12 protein-coding genes are annotated in these 18,610 nt (G+C 39.6%); 1 reads left to right on the forward strand and 11 read right to left on the reverse strand.

Annotation, left to right across the window (positions count from 1 at the left end; genetic code table 11):
* Nucleotides 1–28 precede the first annotated feature (28 nt).
* A complete protein-coding gene (locus J2S05_RS07605) occupies nucleotides 29–3,169 on the reverse strand; it encodes an efflux RND transporter permease subunit (protein ID WP_306981494.1) in 3,141 nt (1,046 codons plus the stop codon).
* Nucleotides 3,170–3,308: 139 nt separating this feature from the next.
* Here J2S05_RS07605 and J2S05_RS07610 point away from each other — a divergent pair, with 139 nt between their 5' ends.
* On the forward strand, nucleotides 3,309–4,181 hold the full coding sequence (locus J2S05_RS07610) for a TetR/AcrR family transcriptional regulator (protein WP_306981495.1): 873 nt from the start codon (nucleotides 3,309–3,311) through the stop codon (nucleotides 4,179–4,181).
* On the opposite strand, the gene J2S05_RS07615 is transcribed toward J2S05_RS07610, so the two are convergent.
* From J2S05_RS07615 to secA, 10 genes are all read right to left on the reverse strand, one after another.
* A complete protein-coding gene (locus tag J2S05_RS07615; protein ID WP_306981497.1) occupies nucleotides 4,178–5,542 on the reverse strand; it encodes an amidohydrolase family protein in 1,365 nt (454 codons plus the stop codon). The genes J2S05_RS07610 and J2S05_RS07615 overlap by 4 nt on opposite strands.
* 110 nt (nucleotides 5,543–5,652) lie before the next feature.
* Nucleotides 5,653–6,837 (reverse strand): PDZ domain-containing protein, encoded by a 1,185-nt coding sequence (locus tag J2S05_RS07620; protein ID WP_306981498.1) that lies wholly within the window; start codon nucleotides 6,835–6,837, stop codon nucleotides 5,653–5,655.
* Nucleotides 6,838–7,021: 184 nt separating this feature from the next.
* A complete protein-coding gene (locus J2S05_RS07625) occupies nucleotides 7,022–8,491 on the reverse strand; it encodes a S41 family peptidase (RefSeq protein WP_306981500.1) in 1,470 nt (489 codons plus the stop codon).
* 109 nt (nucleotides 8,492–8,600) lie between these two features.
* A complete protein-coding gene (locus J2S05_RS07630; protein WP_306981502.1) occupies nucleotides 8,601–10,262 on the reverse strand; it encodes a YndJ family protein in 1,662 nt (553 codons plus the stop codon).
* Nucleotides 10,263–10,401: 139 nt separating this feature from the next.
* Entirely contained in the window at nucleotides 10,402–11,889 is a 1,488-nt protein-coding gene (locus J2S05_RS07635) for a murein hydrolase activator EnvC family protein (RefSeq protein WP_306981503.1), read from the reverse strand.
* Nucleotides 11,890–11,935: 46 nt separating this feature from the next.
* Nucleotides 11,936–12,829 (reverse strand): permease-like cell division protein FtsX, encoded by an 894-nt coding sequence (ftsX, locus tag J2S05_RS07640; protein ID WP_306981505.1) that lies wholly within the window; start codon nucleotides 12,827–12,829, stop codon nucleotides 11,936–11,938.
* A complete protein-coding gene (ftsE, locus tag J2S05_RS07645; RefSeq protein ID WP_306981507.1) occupies nucleotides 12,819–13,505 on the reverse strand; it encodes a cell division ATP-binding protein FtsE in 687 nt (228 codons plus the stop codon). Before ftsE ends, ftsX begins: the two co-directional genes overlap by 11 nt.
* 293 nt (nucleotides 13,506–13,798) lie before the next feature.
* A complete protein-coding gene (locus tag J2S05_RS07650) occupies nucleotides 13,799–14,644 on the reverse strand; it encodes a YitT family protein (RefSeq protein WP_306981509.1) in 846 nt (281 codons plus the stop codon).
* A gap of 256 nt (nucleotides 14,645–14,900) precedes the next feature.
* A protein-coding gene (gene prfB, locus J2S05_RS07655) for a peptide chain release factor 2 (protein WP_306981511.1) occupies nucleotides 14,901–16,005 on the reverse strand; the annotation gives its coding sequence in 2 pieces (ribosomal slippage) (nucleotides 14,901–15,932 and nucleotides 15,934–16,005; 1,104 coding nt in all).
* Between the two features lie 35 nt (nucleotides 16,006–16,040).
* A complete protein-coding gene (gene secA / locus J2S05_RS07660; protein WP_306981512.1) occupies nucleotides 16,041–18,563 on the reverse strand; it encodes a preprotein translocase subunit SecA in 2,523 nt (840 codons plus the stop codon).
* Nucleotides 18,564–18,610: the final 47 nt, after the last annotated feature.

Raw genomic sequence — 18,610 nt, forward strand, 5'->3', positions numbered from 1 at the left:
TTAACTCCACACTCATGAATAAAACAAATTATTCTTTCACACTACGCTTTTTCATTTTCATTAGTAACTCATAGACTAATGGAACAATTAACAACGTTAGTATGGTTGAACTTGTTAATCCTCCAATTACAGTTACACCTAATCCTTTAGAGATAAGTCCGCCACCTTCAAAGCCAAACGCAAGTGGCAGGAGCGCACCTATTGTTGCAATTGCCGTCATTAAGATCGGGCGTAAACGAGTAGATCCCGCCTCAAGTAATGCTTCTCTTGTGGACAAGCCTTCGTTTTCTTGATGAATCACTCGGTCAATTAATACAATCGCATTTGTTACAACAATACCAATGAGCATTAATGCACCAATCATCGATGACACACTAATGGTTTCACCAGCGATTAATAGGCCAACAAGTGCTCCAATGATCGTAAATGGTAGAGAGAACAGAATCGCAAAAGGTGCCAAGCCACCACCAAATGTTAGCACTAGTACAAAGTATACAATAGCAATCGCTGCTAGCATCGCAAGACCGAGCTGAGTAAAGGATTCTTCAATATCCGCTGAAACTCCACCCATTGATACATCTACACCTGTTGGTATATCCAATTTGTCTAGTTCTGTTTGTACAGCTGATGATACTGCACCAACGTTGTCACTCGTTATTTGTCCAGACGCATCAGCGTATATATCACCGTTACGTCTTGTAATCGTATCAGGTGTAGTACCTTCTTCGACATTCACTACATCTCGAATTTCGATCTCTTCACCTAACGCAGTGAGGATCGTTTTATCAAGAAGTTCATCAATGGAAGCATACGATTCTTCTTCTGTTTCTACAAAGACATCAAGCTCTGTGCCTTCTTCGTTAATGGTTGTTAATACTTCTCTTTGTCCTTGATTAGAGAGCGCCATACCAACCTGAGCCGCTGTTAATCCGTTTTTACTAAGCTCTTCGGCATCAGCAACTAGATTATATTCCTCATATTGTTCAGATAAACTTGTATCAATATCTGAAAGGTCGTCTTGGTCTGCAAGAAGTTGTTCTACTTCTGTGATAACTGGCTCAATTGCTTCAATTGAAGGGCCACTCACTTGAACAGATAGTTCGCTTGATGCTCCAGACATTCCTGTAAAGTCCTGGTTTGCCCACGTACCTTTATCTGATAAGGTTGATAACTGATCGATTACCTCATCTTTTTCACCAGCAAAACCTGCAAAGTCATCAGCATATTCAATATAGAAAATCGAGGAATTTGATGGTCCCATACTCATTGGGTTCTCTCCACCAATGGATAGCTGAATTAATTCAATTCCGTCTCGCTCTTCAAGTAATGTTTCTGCTTGACCCGCAACCTCTTCAACTTCCTCTAACGTCTGACCTGGCTCTGGGTTGTAGGTTACATACAATGCTTTTTCCTCATCTGCAGGAAGGAAGCTTACCCCTACTGCTGGAACTAAGAACAAGCTACCTACTAATAAGGCGATCGCTACAAGTGATGTAATCCATTTGTGATCTAATGACCAATTTAAAATTCGTTTATAGCCGTCAGCCAGTTTACTTGGCTTCTCAGCATGTGATTGATTTGACTTACTCAATCCTTTTTTAAACATTGAATGAGCCATCATCGGTACGATGGTAATGGCTACTAATAAGGATGCCAGTAGTGCAAATACAACGGTTAAAGCAAATGGGAGAAAGAGCTCTCCTACCATTCCTTCTACTAAACCTAGTGGTAAGAATACCGAGATCGTTACCACGGTTGAGGAAAGGATCGGCATAAACATTTCTCTTGTCGCATCAACAATCAAAGCTTTCCCTTTAAGAGGTTCATCTGCCATACCCATTCGTCTAAAGATGTTCTCAATCACCACAATCGAGTCGTCAATCACTCGCCCAATAGCGACAGTCATGGCACCTAATGTCATCACGTTTAACGTAATATCCATCTGTTTTAGAAGTATAACCGCTATTAATAAAGATAACGGAATAGAAATAACCGAAATCAACGTTGTTTTAAAATTACGTAAAAACAACAGGATAATAGCCATTGCGAACAATGCACCGAATAATGCTTTACTGATCATCGTTTCAACCGATTCTTTAATAGGCTCTCCTAAATCGAGTGTTGAAACAATTTCAAGTCCTGAGTGTTTATCCTCTAGATCCGCTGCAGCCTCAAGAGCTTGGTCAACTACATCTACTGTATTAGCATCCGCATTGCTCACAATCTGAAGGCCAATCGCTTCTTTCCCATTCGTTCTTGAAATGGATTGTGATTCATTTACTACCTCAATATCTGCTAGATCTCCAAGAGCTATAGTTGGAATCTCAATGTCTGTCGGCAGTTCGCCTGCTCCAGGAACTTGTTGCTCTGACTCGCCACCAGGTACTGCTTGCTCTGCTCCTGGCATTTGCTCGTCCATGCCGCCTGCACCTATCGGAATCTCAATAGCTTCTAAATCTTCAATCGTGTTAACATCACCATCTAGAACAACCGATTGCTCTTTGTCTCCAAATGTGTAAAGACCTAGAGGGAACGTTACATCAGACCCTTGTATCATTTGAAGTACAGTTTCTTCGTCAAGTCCGTTTTCTACTAGCTCATCTTCATTAAAACGAAGTTGAACTTCTTTGACTGTTTGCCCACTTAGGCTTACAGATGAAACCCCTTCTAGACCCTCTAATGTAGGAGCTACTTCATTTTCAACCAGATCCGTCAGCTCAGTTAAAGAACCTTCATCATTAGAAGCACTTAACGTCAATACTGGAAATGCTGAGAGACTCAGACGCGATATAGTAGGGTCTGATACTCCATCAGGAAATCCCTCTCCGTCCAATGCATCCTTTACTTCAGTTACTGCTTCATCCATATCCTTGCTAAATCGATATTCAATCTGAATCGATGAGGCATTCTGAAATGAACTGGATGTAACATTTGATACTCCATTTAATCCTTCAACTTTCTGTTCAATCGGCTCAGTTACTTTATCTAACACTTCCTCCGGCGTAGCACCAGGATACGTTGTTGATATTGTAATGATCGGTGTATTAATATTAGGGATTGTTTCCATTTTCATATTTAAACCAGAATAAAGACCTGCTACAACAATCATGATTGTCAGCAACCATAAAGCAAACTTATTCTTTAAAGAAAACTCAATAATCTTTTTCATTTGTTCCCCCTCATTTTCACTGTTCTTGACTTCATTTCATCATTACGTATATAATTTGACCAGTCAGTCAATCTTATCTTATGTTAGTTGACCAGCCGGTCATAAGTCAAGAATAAATGTTAAAAGGAGTTGAATAGTATTGTCCGAGAAAAATCAGCTCATTATTGAAAACGCCATCAAGTTATTCTCTAAAAACAGCATTTCTTCTACGTCGATCCAAGAAATTGCAAGTGAAAGTGGCATTTCAAAAGGTGCATTTTATCTCCATTTTAAATCGAAGGATGCACTACTCGTTGCTATTATTGACTATTATTCAGATCTAATTACAAAAAGCATTACGAACAAGGCATACGATGATTTATCTGATAGAGAACAGTATATCCATAAACTAACAGATTTATTTGAATCAATTATTCAACACAAGGATTTTATTCTAGTTCAAATGAGAGATCCATCTATTCCCTTAACAGACGAAATGAGAACAAGCCTAAAAAAGCTTAATTTCAAGATGACGCAGTTTCATCAATCACATATGCGCCAACTATATGGTGAAGAAGCCAATTTGGTCATGTGGGACCTGACCTTTATGATAGATGGCTTGTTTCATTCCTATTTAAAATTCCTTATATATGCGCCTGTAGTTGAAGTTCGTGACGTTGTTCATTTTGTCATTAGACGCATGGACTCAATTGTAGATGGTTTAGATACAAAACAAGCCCTTTTATCTGATGAGCTAATCCTTCCTTTTTTCTCAGACTTTTACGAAGAAAATGCTCAAGAAACCGTTCCTTCCGAATTAACTGAGCTTAAAGCTATCATTTCTAAACTAGAAAATAAGGACGAGCTACTTGTTTCCATTGATGTTTTAGAAGAAGAAACAAAACAAGACAAACCGCGCCTCCCTATCATTCAAGGAATGCTGTTAAATCTGCACAGCGAAGCTTCCTTACGTCCGGCTATTCAAAAGCTTGTTACATACTATCAGCTTAATGACTCACTGTTCAATGACTAATCGGTCAATGAACAATGAGGTTTTTTATTTTCATACTGGATCAAAAATTGATGAAAAGTTTTCTCAGCTTCCTCCTCTGAAGGAACTTCCTTAAAAAGGTCTTCTGCTGTATAAACTTTCCCTCCCTTAATCACTACATTTATTTGCTGTGTTGCTTTTATATCGAGTAATGGATTTGAGTTCAATATAATCATATCTGCTATCGCCCCCTCTTTAATCACGCCTAAATCTTGCCGTTTGATCGAATGAGCAGCATGGATGGTCGCCGATCTAATAGCCTCGAGTTCTGAAAAACCTGATTCAACAAGTAACTCAAGTTCACGATGAAGAGCCATTCCTGGGAATGTCCAAATTCCTGCCGGTGTATCTGTGCCCGCCACTACACGGCCTCCTAGACTCGCATATACCCTACTAATCTCTTTAATTAAAGTTGTTTGCATACCGATTCGCCTTAATGCTGCTTCAAATTGAGAAAAATGCTCCCACTGGTTAATAAGAGAATTGTTTTTAAACGCTTGATGAATAACTGTGTGATCAGGTGCCCATCTATTCCCCAAGCGTTGTTGCTGATCATACAGTGTAAGAGTTGGACAGATTATGGCATCAGTCTGAAGAAGAACTTCACATACTTCGTTTATTTTGCTAACTTCTGGTTCATTCCAATTAATCTTGTTCCAAGATTCTTGATCTGACCCCATATGCCAGTCAGGATACATAGCTTGTATGATTCCAGAGGCATGTTCAAACCACTTCACACCCATCTCTGCAGCATCCAATGCGTGTACTGTTGACGAATGAAGCAAATCACAACTAACTTCCTTTCCAAATACAGCTGCTTCTTTCACAACGATCTCCATTATGCTTTTTTCAAGTAAGCCATACACTTTAATAAAGTCAGCGCCAGCTCTCACCTGTCGTCTCACTTCTCGTTTTGCTACTTCTTCAGAGTCCACATTGATACTCCAAGGCCCTGTTTCACCCCATAAGCCAGGTGGCCCATCTATAATTCGATCTGTAGAGATCACTCTTGGAGTTGGCGCGTTCACTGGAGCATGTATCATTTTTTCTAACTCTGTAAGGTTGCCTCCTGTATTTCGTACAGTTGTAACTCCTGAGGCTGTAAAAAGTGGGGCAAATAATTCTTTAATATGTACATGCATATCAATAAGACCGGGGAGAACAAATGCACCTTTAAGATCAATTCTCTTAACGTGTGAATGTGTTTGATCGTTTTTGGCACTAGTATTTTTAACGATTTGTACGATAACACCATGTCGTATAAGAATAGTCGCAGGTTCAATGGTTCCTGTTTCAACATCAATTACCTGAGCATGCTCTAAAATAAGTGTTTGATCCTTCATATAACTCCCCCTATAACAATGATTAATCATAGATACGCTACTTCAATGATGAACGTTTCAAAAAAAAGACCCCTGAGGATCATTCCTCAGAGGCTTTTGTCTAGTCTTGCTTATGTTATTGAATCCGATAGAGATACATCTTTTTTAACCAACAGTACTCCAAGCTGATGGTGTTCACTGTCATAAAGCGCACCTTGTTCAAAACGAACTTCTTGATCATAATCTAGTACATCGAGCTTACAAAAAGCCGAATTTGATTGTAAAGCTTCGTAAAAGCTCGTTTCGTCCTTTACCTTTTGACCATTTACTTTTACAATCGTCTCTCCGATTTTTATGTTCATTTTTTCTGCAAGGCTACCTGGTAAAACACCTAACACTGTACAGCCATCTGCTCGTTCTACAAAGATGTTGGCTGCTTTTTTGTCTAGATTTTTCGTTCGATGCCATAAAAATTCTCTACCTACTATAGCTAATCCGGCTGCGATAAAAGCAATCCAAGAAACATACAGACTTCCAATGGATATGGCAAGTAAAAGTCCCCCAAGGTAGATCACTTCTTTTCCAGCAGGACGAATAGCGTCTTTAGGAATGGTTGAAGAGGCTTTCTGTTTAAATCCAATTAAAAAAGGCAAAATGAGTGGCTGAACATCGATTCCTGCAAAGGGAAGAACTGGCCAAAAATCTAATGCCGGGATGATCCCTTCTGGAATGAACAGGATTAAAGGAACAATCCACAGACGTTCAGATAGATGATAGCCAATCCATTTACCGCGTGAGCCTCTTTCTAGCCTTGGTGACGTGTAGATAGATCCGTTCCGAAGAATGAGTATGCCTTCAGCAATAACAAGTAAGGCCATTAAGACGGCAAGACCAGGTAAGATGTTACCTGTAGTTAACGAATCATAATACGTTGAGATAAAGTCTTGCTCTCGTACAAACGGAAGAAACGCTAATAGGACAATGGTTAATCCGATTGCATAAACTGGAGTTAACCACCTTAATTGCAGCGTAAGAAACAATAAAATAAAGACAGCTGATATGATCACTAAAACCTGCCAGCTCAATACTAACCCGACTACTATAAGGATGACAGATACGCCTAAGCCCATTAAGACTGATGGCCCAAATGGGACAACGATATCTGCCATTCTGCTAAATACCCTAGTGTGAAAAAAGGACCGCTCTTTTTTGACTCGTTTTGTTGCAGTTATGTAGAAAACAAGCAATCCAACATACAGAAGTGGATGGGCAAAAAAACTGCCTAATGCAAGCATAATTGTTTTAATAATGTCCATTGAAAACCTCCCAGCTTCTACCCCGCTTTTCTCTTTTCTACTCATAATAGAAAAGGCTGCCTCATTGTCAGTACCAGTCTGCGCCCTTATGCAGGAGCATGCAGAACGTAATACCTGCTTTCCAATGGGACAGCCTTCTATTTCTCTTTCACTCTATATTCGACAGAAAGTGTCGATTTCCTGTTTATTGATTACTTTGTTCTACAGCAAGTTCAATTGCTTTCTGAAGCTGAACATCATTATCTGATTTACGAATCTCTTCGACAATTCGTTCTTGAAGAGCTGTTGCTGTTTCCTGATTAATCTCACCAGTAGCCTCAATGTCTACTGACTCTTGGAAGGCTTTTACCGCATCAACTGTTTGCTGATCAAAATATCCATCTTCACGACCAGGTTCAAAATCTAGCCCTTTAAGGATCAGTTGTGCATTCTTAACCTGCTCTCCAAGTGAATCAAATGTAATTGGATCATCTTCTACTGAAACAGCCGTAGAGAAAAAGTACTCAGGTTGATTTTCTTCTATGGTTGGCGTCACACCTTCTTCGTTGATGCTATTACCATCAGGAGTAAGCCATCTCATCATCGTTAATTTTAAGTCACTTCCATCACCTAAATCAACCGTCTGCTGAACCGTCCCTTTTCCGAAGGTGGTATTTCCAACTAAATCATATCCACCAGATTCTTTTAAGGCAGCAGCTAAAATCTCAGATGCCGAAGCACTTCGCTCGTCAATAAGCCCAATGATAGGATAATCTTTGGTGCCTTCAAGTTGCGAACTATATCCAGTACGATCTCCTGCACGATCTTCTGTTTGAACAATCGCTTTTCCTTCTGGAATTAATTCATCACCGATCTGTTCGACAGCATTTAAGTATCCTCCTGGATTCCCTCGAACATCTATAAGTAAAGCGTCTATCCCGTCTGCTTCAAGCTGACTTAATTGATCTTTAAAATTAATCGCTGTGTCCTCTGAAAATGACGTTATTTCAAGTAAACCTATTGTTTGACCGTCTTGTTCAAATGTCTCTGTCCGAACGGTTTCGATTGGAATTGTATCACGTTCTACAGGGACTTCCAATAGCTCAGTTGACCCATCACGTTCAATGGTTAGGCGGACCGTTGTTCCTTTTTCACCACGTATTTTCAGGACAGCCTCGTTTACAGTTAAGCCCTCAATATTTTCTCCATCAATTTCAATAATACGATCATTCGCTTGCAACCCTGCTTGTTCAGCTGGAGAATCACGGAATGGTGAAACGATGGTGACTTTACCGTTAATCATGCTGACTTCAGCACCAATTCCTTGAAATTCTGAACCTAACGATTCAACAAATTCATTGGCCGTCTCTTGGTCCATATAGTCTGAAAATGGATCGCCTAGTTCCTCTACCATGCCAGAGATGGCACCTTCAATTAGTTGCTTACGATCAACCTCTTCAACGTATTGGCCTTCAATAGTGCTCAGAGCTTTCTCAAACTTCTTCATTAGCTCATCATCACTTAGTTCAACCGTATCTACTTGTTCGCTTCCTTCTTGCCCAGGTGCTACTGGAGATGCCTCCGAACTAAACATGCCTGTTACATAATAACTCCCAGCACCTAGCAATGCTACAAGTACTACAACAATAAACAATCGTTTACTGTTCAATTTCACCACTCCCACTTATTCAAACATCAGCAAGCCTGCCATCATCATATGCATCGCTTGTACACATTATGTCGTTTCTCGATTACTACCATTTTAGACAATCACTAGATTGAAGTCAAAGCTGTTTTGACAGCTTACATGTAATTTCATAATCAATCGTTAAGCAACGCAGACCAAGAAAATGTAATTCATGAACAGCTGTTAGTTTGCCCTTTACTTCTGTTGCCTTCACATGAAAATACTCTTCAATTGGTAAGCGAAACGTCCACTTCCCTATAGTAAGGTAGACACCCTCATCTCCTAACAAGCTTGGCTTTCGAAAACTAGTTAGAATTAGGCCGTTCGATTCATCATGCTGTGGTCTTAAGATCCCTGTCATCACCGAAAAAGGTAATGGCAATGCGATATCCATATAAATTTGTTGATTGGTTTGATAATAGGCGTAAAAGGCAATGAAAATATCCTTACTTGTTAACCTGTCTTTGCGAATCCACGCTCGAACCGGGTGACGACCATCGATTGATTCATCAATTGCATAAATGGTTGCGTCCATTTTTTGTTCTTTGGGTGTCTTCTGCGAGGCTTGAAGATGCAATTGACCTAAATGTCCAGTAACCCAATGATATAAATGAGACAATGGTTTGTATAAACCATGCCACTTTGTTACTGCAACCATCTCGTAGTTATTTGTATCCTCATAAAAAAGGCGAATTTCCTTTTGAACGTTCTCCGGATCAAATGCCTCTTGCTTAAAAACAGAAAAGCTATCAATCAAACCTCTGACAGATTGTTCCGGACGCAAAATTGACGTTTCCTGCAAAAAAGCCTGGCCAATCCTGAATCGACCTCTTAGCCGACTTAATCTAAAGCGACCATACTCATACATTGGCAACGGCCTTAAGATAGACCACCCAATAAGAATAAGCAAACTGAATCCAAACGCCTGTACAAACCCATGATAACGAACCATTTGTTGAATGGATAAAAAGCTTTGCCCAAAAGAGACACCTGAACTATAAACAACCGAGAACAACATCGCAATAATTGAAAGAGTTGAACCCATCCCTATAAGGAACCTAGCAAGAAAACGATCGTTCGATCGGATCATGATTCGAATACTTTCCACAGCTAACCAAATAAAGGCTACTGAATACACGATGACCGAACTAATATCTAGAATGCCTCCTACCGATATACCAATCCCAACTAGTAGAGGACCAATGATAACGAGAGTTGTTAACAAAGTATAGCCACGTATTCTCTCGTTTTTCTTATGAATATAGCGGCCTAATAATCCCGCCGTAATTGGTACAATTAAGCTTGAGTAATGAAAGTGAACGGCTGTTAACAACACAATCACATCTGAAAATGGTAGAAAATCCATACCCGTGCGACTGATCACTAACCACAGTCCACCCACTACCATATAAAGATATGCCGCATCAATCGCATTTTCCTCGACCCGTCTAAACCCTCTGACCGAGGCTCGAGAAAACCCAATCATTGCAGCCCACATTGTAAAACCTAACCAACTTCCGGCCAAAAGACCAGACACAATGCCAGGTTCAAATAATAAGCTACCAGCACCAATAATCGAAAAGGTTGGCTGCAATCGAACAAACCAATCACGTGGCTTTGTTTGCCTGTAGGTTAGTCCAAAGACGAGTGGAACTAAAACAAGTATCGAAAAGGCTAACAATAAATGAATTGAACTTGGATAACCGAATGCAAATATTCCCCATGCTATAACTCCAATTAGAACGTGTTTTCTTGACAACGATTCTTCACCTAGCTTTTTATGTACTATATTTTGTACGATAAATTAAAAAAACAAGCACTATCCACAATCCTATTGTATCATCCTTAAGCGGAGATCAAAAATTGTAGATAATGCTTGTCCTCATTATATTTGTAGATTATCGAGATACATAGTTTAATGGATTAACAGAATTAGACTTTGAACCATTCCAGCTACCTTCGTGCACTTCAAAATGAAGGTGAGCACCAAATGACTGTCCTGTATTCCCCATTAGTCCAATTTGTTGAGATTGAGATACTTTTTGACCTGAGCTAACATCAATACGATCCAAGTGAGCGTACAATGTAGTGACAGTACGACCGTCTACCACGTGAGTGATGATAACCGTGTTACCATATCCATTCATCCAACCAGCTGATGAAACTGTGCCTTCTTTTGAAGCCACAATTGGAACATCACCTGTACGTCCATTTTTCCCAAAGTCGATACCGTGGTGCATTTTACCCCAACGTTGACCATACGTAGATGTGACTGACCCCGTTGTAGGTCTTACAAAACCACTTGTAGATTTTTGTTCAGTTGGTGCTTCACTACTCGTTCTCTCGCTCTTCACCTGTGGAGAAGACTCTGACCTTGAAGGCTCAGATGATGACTTTGCAGCCGTGCTAGAGTTTGAGTTTGAACTTGAGTTTGAACTTGAGTTTGAAGAACTGTCAGAACTACTAGATGCAGAACCACTGGAGCTATTTGAACTCTCTTGAGCGGATGCCTGTTCAGCTGCCTCTTGAGCTGCTTTAGCTGCTGCTTCTTCTTGACGCTTCTTCTCTTCTTCTTCTTGACGTTTCTTTTCTTCAGCTATGCGTTCTTGTTCTGCTTCCCAATCAGCTAGCTCTTTCTCAAAAGCTACTTCTTGTTGCGCTAAAATTTCGTCTTCATTTTCAATATCACCAAGCTCTGCTTCAAGCTCTTCTTCTTTAGACTGAAGATCTCCGCGTTTATTATCTTTTTCGGAACGCTGCCCTTCAAGGTCTGCTTTTAATGTTTCTAAGTCGTTAAGATGACCTTCAAGATTACTAAGTTGCTCTTCTACTTCATTTTTAGCAGTTTCTAAGTCTTCATGATCCTGAATATGAGCATCCAGAATAGACTTATCTGAACTAGCAATTGTACTTAAAGCGTTCATGCGGTCAAGCAAATCACCAAAATCTTTTGCTCCTAAAATAACTTCTAGGTAATTTACTTCGCCGCCCGATTGATACATGCTCTTAGCACGTGTTTTTAACAATTCATCACGTTCAGCAATTCGTTCTTCTATTTCTTTAATTTCTTCTTTTAATTGCTCAATGTGTTCTTCTACCTCTGCAATTTCATCTTCTTTTTCAGAAATTTTATCAGCGGTATCAGCTTCTTGTCTCTCAAGCTCACGAATTTCATTACTTAAAGCTTCCATTTCTTGTTTAAGCTCTTCAACTTCCGCTTCTTTTTCGTTTGCTAATGCTTGATTCTGACCACGCTCACTTTGTACATCAGCGATTTTGTTCTTAATATCCTCATTCGCTACTGCTGTATTAGCAAATCCTCCAAATCCAACTGAACCAAGCGTAATAGCTGCTGCTAATGTTACGTAACCTATCTTCTTTTTCATTCAAACATTTCCTCCTTAGGGTCTCTGCACAATTAATATATTTTGCTTACACTTTCAGGAATTTTCGTACGGACATTACGCTACCCCAAGCTCCTATGAACAACCCTATTGCTAGTAATAGTAATGCTATCTGAAGCATATAAGGAAAAACAGGAAGTAGAGAAAAGAATCGTCCTTCAATTTGAGTCGCATAATTATCATATACATAACCGTATCCATAGATTACGAGTAAAATTGGAAGCAAGGAACCAATCAGTCCTAGTAAAAGTCCTTCTACTAAAAATGGCCATCTAATAAATCCATTTGTTGCTCCGACAAGCTTCATAATTCGAATTTCTTTTCTTCTGGCAAGAATAGTTAATTTAATAGTATTAGCAATTAAAAACATCGCCGTTAGCATCATTGAAATGACAAGACCTAATCCAATGTAACGACCAACATCTGTGACTTGTAGAAGTCTTTCGACAAAATCTTGTCCATACTCTACTGTTTCTACATAGCTAAGGGATTCGATCTCTGTGGCAACTTGCTCAATCAATTGAGGATTGGTTGCTTCAACTACAAACACATCATTTAAAGGATTCTCACCACGAACCGATTCAAACGCCTCTCCGCCATCTCCTAGACTATCAATTAAATTATTTAACCCATCGTCTTTACCTAAAAAGGTCACTTGCTGGACTTCTGATATTTGTTCAATTGTCGTTTCTAATTCCACTTGCTGTTCTTCGTTAGCTGTTAGCTCTATGTATGTTCTAATTTCTACATCGTCTTCGACCTGCGTTGCCATATGATTCATATTAAGAATAAGTAGGATAAACATGCCTACTACTAAAAGCATAACTGCGACTGCACTAATAGAAGCAAATGTCATCCAGCCGTTACGCCCTAGATTCTTCGTACCTTCTTTCAAATGGCGTCCGACGGTTCTAAATTTCATAACCGTAGTTCCCCCTCAATTCATCACGCACTACTCTACCATTTTCAATTGCAATGACTCTTCGTTTTAATGTGTTTACAATGCTTTTATTATGGGTAGCCATAATAATAGTAGTGCCTCGATGGCTAATATCATCTAAGATGTCCATAATGCCCCATGCTGTATCAGGATCAAGGTTCCCAGTAGGCTCGTCCGCAATTAATACTTCTGGACGATTAACGATTGCTCTTGCAATAGCAACTCGCTGTTGCTCACCACCTGATAACTCATCTGGCAAAAATTTAGCTTTACCTTTTAACTTCACAATATCAAGGACTTCCATCACTCTTCGTTTAATAGAAGCAGGTGCTTCCTCTATTACCTCAAGAGCAAAAGCTACATTCTCGTAAACTGTTAATGTAGGTAATAGCTTAAAATCTTGGAATATAACGCCAATTCGTCTTCTTAGATTCGGAACATGACGTTCTTTAATAGAGCCGAGTTTAGTTTGGTCAATAATAACTTCACCTTTTGTTGCCTTCTCTTCTCTGTATAACAAACGAATAAAAGTTGATTTACCCGCTCCGCTCGGTCCCACTATATAGACAAATTCGCCTTTTTCTATTTTTAATGTCATCCCGTTAATGGCTTTTACATTATTCGAGTAGACCTTCCATACATCTTTTAATTCAATCATGTATTCACTTCCTTGCCTATTGCTTTGAGACTTATATTCTTGTTGAAAAAACTCTAATTTTAAAAGCTCTTGTCGTATTGCAAGTTTTATTATAACACTCATCCATGTATAGTTTTATTACAGTTTTATTTCAGTTTATAACAAAATCGACACGAAGTGATCCAATTTTGTGCATTTAATAGGACTAAAGTCACTAATTCGAGTAACGTAATAAAAAACCATTGATTGATTATAGGGTCTTTTTCCCCGTTAAAAAAGAATGTAGGATTAGATATGAATTCAAAATTATCCTTTTAATGAGGACTTTTGAATCCCTCTCCAAGGACTTCTGTCGCGTTTGAAACTATGACAAAAGCATTAGGGTCCGCTAGCCGCACCACTTCTTTTAATCTTGTTACTTCATTTTGATTTACAACACACATTAAAACGGGCCGATCCTCATTTGTATAGCCACCCTGACCACTTAATTTTGTTACTCCCCGATCAATGTCTCGAATAATGGATTGTTTTACTTTCTCCTCGTCTTGCGAGATGATATAAGCTATTTTTGCATAACCTAGTCCCATTTGTACTAAGTCTATTGTTTTCCCAGTAACAAACAGCGAAATTAGGGCATAAAGAGCGAGCTCTAAACCAAAAACAATAGCTGAAGAAATGACGACAAGTCCATCTATTAATGCAACACTAAACCCCGATGTCAGACCTGTATACTTTTGCAAGATTTGTGCCGCCAGATCCGTTCCACCTGTGCTAGCTCTTGCTCTAAAAGCTAAGCCAAGCCCTGCGCCCACACCAATCCCACCAAATAATGCTCCAAGCAATGGATCCGTAAAACCAACATCCCAATTACGAGTTAAAAACACAACAAGCGGGAGAAATAATGTGCCAACTAACGTCTTGCTTCCATAAGATAGTCCACCTAAGAGCATCAAACCTGCTATAAAAAGCGGAATATTGAAAGCCCATTGAATATAAGCTGGTTCAATACCAGTAAGACTGAAAACAATCGTGCTTATCCCACTAACTCCACCTGGAGCGATCTGATTTGGTAATAAAAATAAGTTAAACGCAATAGCAACAATAGCAGATCCAGCTAAGATATATACATAGTCTGTTATGACGCGACGTACATTTTGCATACAAGTTTACCCCTTATCTTTCATTTGGCACGTATTAAAAAGTCCGGATGTAGTATAGCATTGCGCTTCTCTCTTGTAAACGAGGCTCTAGTGACGCGTTAGTATAGTAACGTACAATCATTTTACATAGGCAGAATTCCACCGCTCCAGGAGTAACACCCTCTACCTTTCATAAAAAACAAACGATGAACGTTCCTATTTTAGGAATGTTCACCGTTTTGTTCTGTCATCTACTTTTGTGACAGTCTCTTTATGTTTATAGTGACAGTGAAGAACGCAAGTACGCATCAATGAAGGGATCAAGATCTCCGTCCATGACTGCACTTGTGTTTCCAATTTCGTGACTCGTACGATGATCCTTCACCATGCTGTAAGGGTGGAATACATACGAGCGAATCTGACTTCCCCAGCCAATATCCTTTTGCTCTCCACGGATTTCGGCAAGCTCTTGCTGTTGCTCTTCAATCTTAAGCTGATACAGCTTGGCTTTCATCATTTTCATTGCTTGCTCTCGGTTTTTAATCTGCGAACGTTCATTTTGACACGTCACGACAGTATTTGTCGGCAAGTGAGTAATACGAACAGCCGAATCAGTCGTATTAATATGCTGACCACCTGCTCCACTCGCTCTATACGTATCCACTTTTAAATCCTCAGTTGAGATTTCGATTTCAACGTTGTCGTCTAGCTCTGGCATAACCTCACAAGATACAAATGATGTATGTCTGCGACCAGAGGAATCAAAAGGCGAAATCCGAACGAGACGATGAACGCCTTTCTCAGCCTTCAAGTATCCATAAGCATTGTGGCCTTTAATTAATAACGTGACACTTTTTACTCCAGCTTCATCACCAGGTAAATAGTTCATCGTTTCTACTTTAAAGCCTTTTTGGTCCGCCCATCTTGTATACATCCGAAGCAGCATCGATGCCCAATCCTGAGACTCCGTTCCACCTGCTCCTGGATGCAACTCAAGAATCGCGTTGTTACGATCATAAGGCTCACTTAACAGAAGGTGAAGCTCAAATTGATTAATCTCGTTAACGAGATCCTCCACACCTGTTGCTAACTCGGCTTCAAGTTCTTTATCTTCCTCTTCTTTTACTAACTCATAAGAAACCTCTAGATCTTCATAGGTTGTTTCCATCTTAAGGAACGTATCAACCTGCTCCTTAAGACCATTTGACTCATTGATAACTGTTTGAGCCGTATCTTGATTATTCCAGAACTCAGGATCTGTCATCTTTTCTTCTAGTTCTGCAATTCGTTCTTGTTTCTCATCAAGGTCAAAGTGACCCCCTGAAGTTTAGAATACGTTTCTGAATCGAAGCAAGCTCTTGTTTAATCTCTACCATGTCCATTGCCTAGTGACCCCCACAATTACCGTACCTGTATCTTATTGATTTTGGCCGCAGCAATTTTTATATTTTTTTCCGCTCCCACAAATACACGGATCGTTTCTTCCAATAACCTCACCTTTTTGCATAGGTCTTTTCTTAGGTTTTTTGTCGCCTTCATCTACACTTTGTTGCACAGCTTTACCTTCTGCTACTTTTTGACGCTCAAGATTTTGCTGTACTTGTGCCTTCATGATATACATAGCAACTTCTTCTTCAATCGCTGCAATCATCGTTTCAAACATCTCAAAGCCTTCGAAACGATATTCTCTTAATGGATCATTTTGACCATATGCACGCAAATGAATACCTTGACGTAACTGATCCATCTGATCAATATGATTCATCCATTTTCGGTCAACTGTGCGAAGTAGAATAACCTTTTCAAACTCACGCATATGCTCAGGTGTGAATTGTTCTTCCTTCGCTTTATAAGCCTGTAATACCTTCGCATGAACAATTTCAATAATTTCAGGAGTATCCTTGCCTTTTAACTCCTGCTCTGTTAACTCATCCTCAGCTAACAATTGCGTATTCATATACGTGACAATTGCCGATAGATCCCAATCTTCTTGGACTTCAGCTTCTGGCGTATGAAGAGTGACAACTCTCTCAACGACAGCATTCATCATGTCTTCTACAATTTTGCTCAGGTTATCTGATTCAAGCAACTCGAGTCTTTGCTTATAGATGATCTCACGTTGTTCACGCATAACATCATCATATTGAAGGATTTGTTTACGTGCATCAAAGTTATTACCCTCAACACGTTTTTGAGCCGTTTCTACAGCCTTTGAAACAATCTTACTTTCTATAGGCTGATCCTCTTCCATACCGAGTCTTTCCATCATCGATCTCATATTATCAGAGCCGAATCGACGCATTAACTCATCTTCCATGGATAAGTAGAATTGAGATGAACCTGCATCCCCTTGACGTCCTGCACGACCACGAAGCTGGTTATCAATTCGTCTACTTTCGTGTCTCTCCGTACCTAAAACATGAAGACCACCAAGATCAAGCACACCAGCGCCTAGCTTAATATCCGTTCCACGTCCAGCCATATTCGTTGCGATAGTAACCGCACCTTTTTGACCTGCATTCTCGATAATTTCCGCTTCACGCTCATGATTCTTTGCATTCAACACGTGATGGGGAATGCGGCGTTGTTTTAGATATTTAGCAACAAGCTCTGATGTTTCAACACTTACCGTACCAACTAATATAGGCTGTCCTGTTTTATGAAGCTCTTCAATTTTAAGAACAACAGCACGGAATTTTGATTCCATCGTTTTATAAATTAAATCCGCCTTATCATCTCTGGCAATTGGACGGTTTGTTGGGATAACCATTACATCCATTCCATAAATATTACGGAATTCCTCTTCCTCTGTTTTGGCTGTACCCGTCATACCTGCAAGCTTCTTATACATCCGGAAGTAGTTCTGAAAGGTAATTGAAGCAAGCGTCATACTTTCCTTTTGAATCTGCATGCCTTCCTTCGCTTCAATAGCTTGGTGAAGACCGTCACTATAGCGACGTCCTTTCATTAGACGACCTGTAAATTGGTCAACAATGACAACCTCTCCGTCTTCAATAACATAATCAGAATCACGCTGCATAATAACATGTGCTTTAAGTGATTGATTAAGGTGGTGATTTAGCTGTACATGTTTTTGATCATATAAGTTTTCAATGCGGAATGCTCGCTCAGACTTATTAACCCCTTCTTCGGTTAACTGAACAGACTTCGCTTTCTCATCAAACGTATAGTCAGTCTCAGCTTTTAGCATACGAATAAACGAATTTGCCTGAACATAAAGTTGAGTCGTACGTTCAACAGAACCTGATATGATAAGAGGTGTTCTCGCTTCATCCACTAATATAGAATCGACTTCATCTACTAACGCAAAATTTAACGGACGCTGGACCATCTGCTCTTTGAACAGAACCATGTTGTCTCGCAAATAGTCGAAACCAAGCTCGTTGTTTGTACTATAGGTAACATCAGCTGAATAGGCTTCTTGCTTCTCTTCTTTTGATAAGCCTGTTTCATTTAACCCGATCTCGAGTCCTAAGAAAAGAAAGATTTGACCGTACTTTTCCATGTCACGGCGAGCTAAGTAGTTGTTCACTGTTACAATGTGAACACCTTTTCCTGATAATGCATTTAAATAAACCGCCATCGTTCCAACAAGCGTTTTACCTTCACCTGTTTTCATTTCTGAGATATTTCCTTGATGAAGTGCAATGGCACCGTGTACTTGCACGCGATACGGATACTCATTAATCACACGACCTGCTGCTTCACGAGAAACGGCAAATGCTTCAACTAAAAGATCGTCTAATGATTCACCATCTTCAATTCGTTTTTTGAATTCATTAGTCTTATTCTTCAAGCCATCATCAGATAATTTCTTCATATCATCTGCAAGAGCTTCTATTTTTTCAACAATACGCTCGTTTTTTTTCAATTGCTTTTGACTGGGATCACCAATGACTTTTTTTAATAGACCTATCATGGAACTCGTCCTCTCTTCCTTTTGCCCTTGTCTTAAATGACGGACAA

This window comes from Alkalicoccobacillus murimartini, from assembly GCF_030813245.1.
GTDB classification, from domain to species: Bacteria; Bacillota; Bacilli; order Bacillales; family Bacillaceae_D; genus Alkalicoccobacillus; species Alkalicoccobacillus murimartini.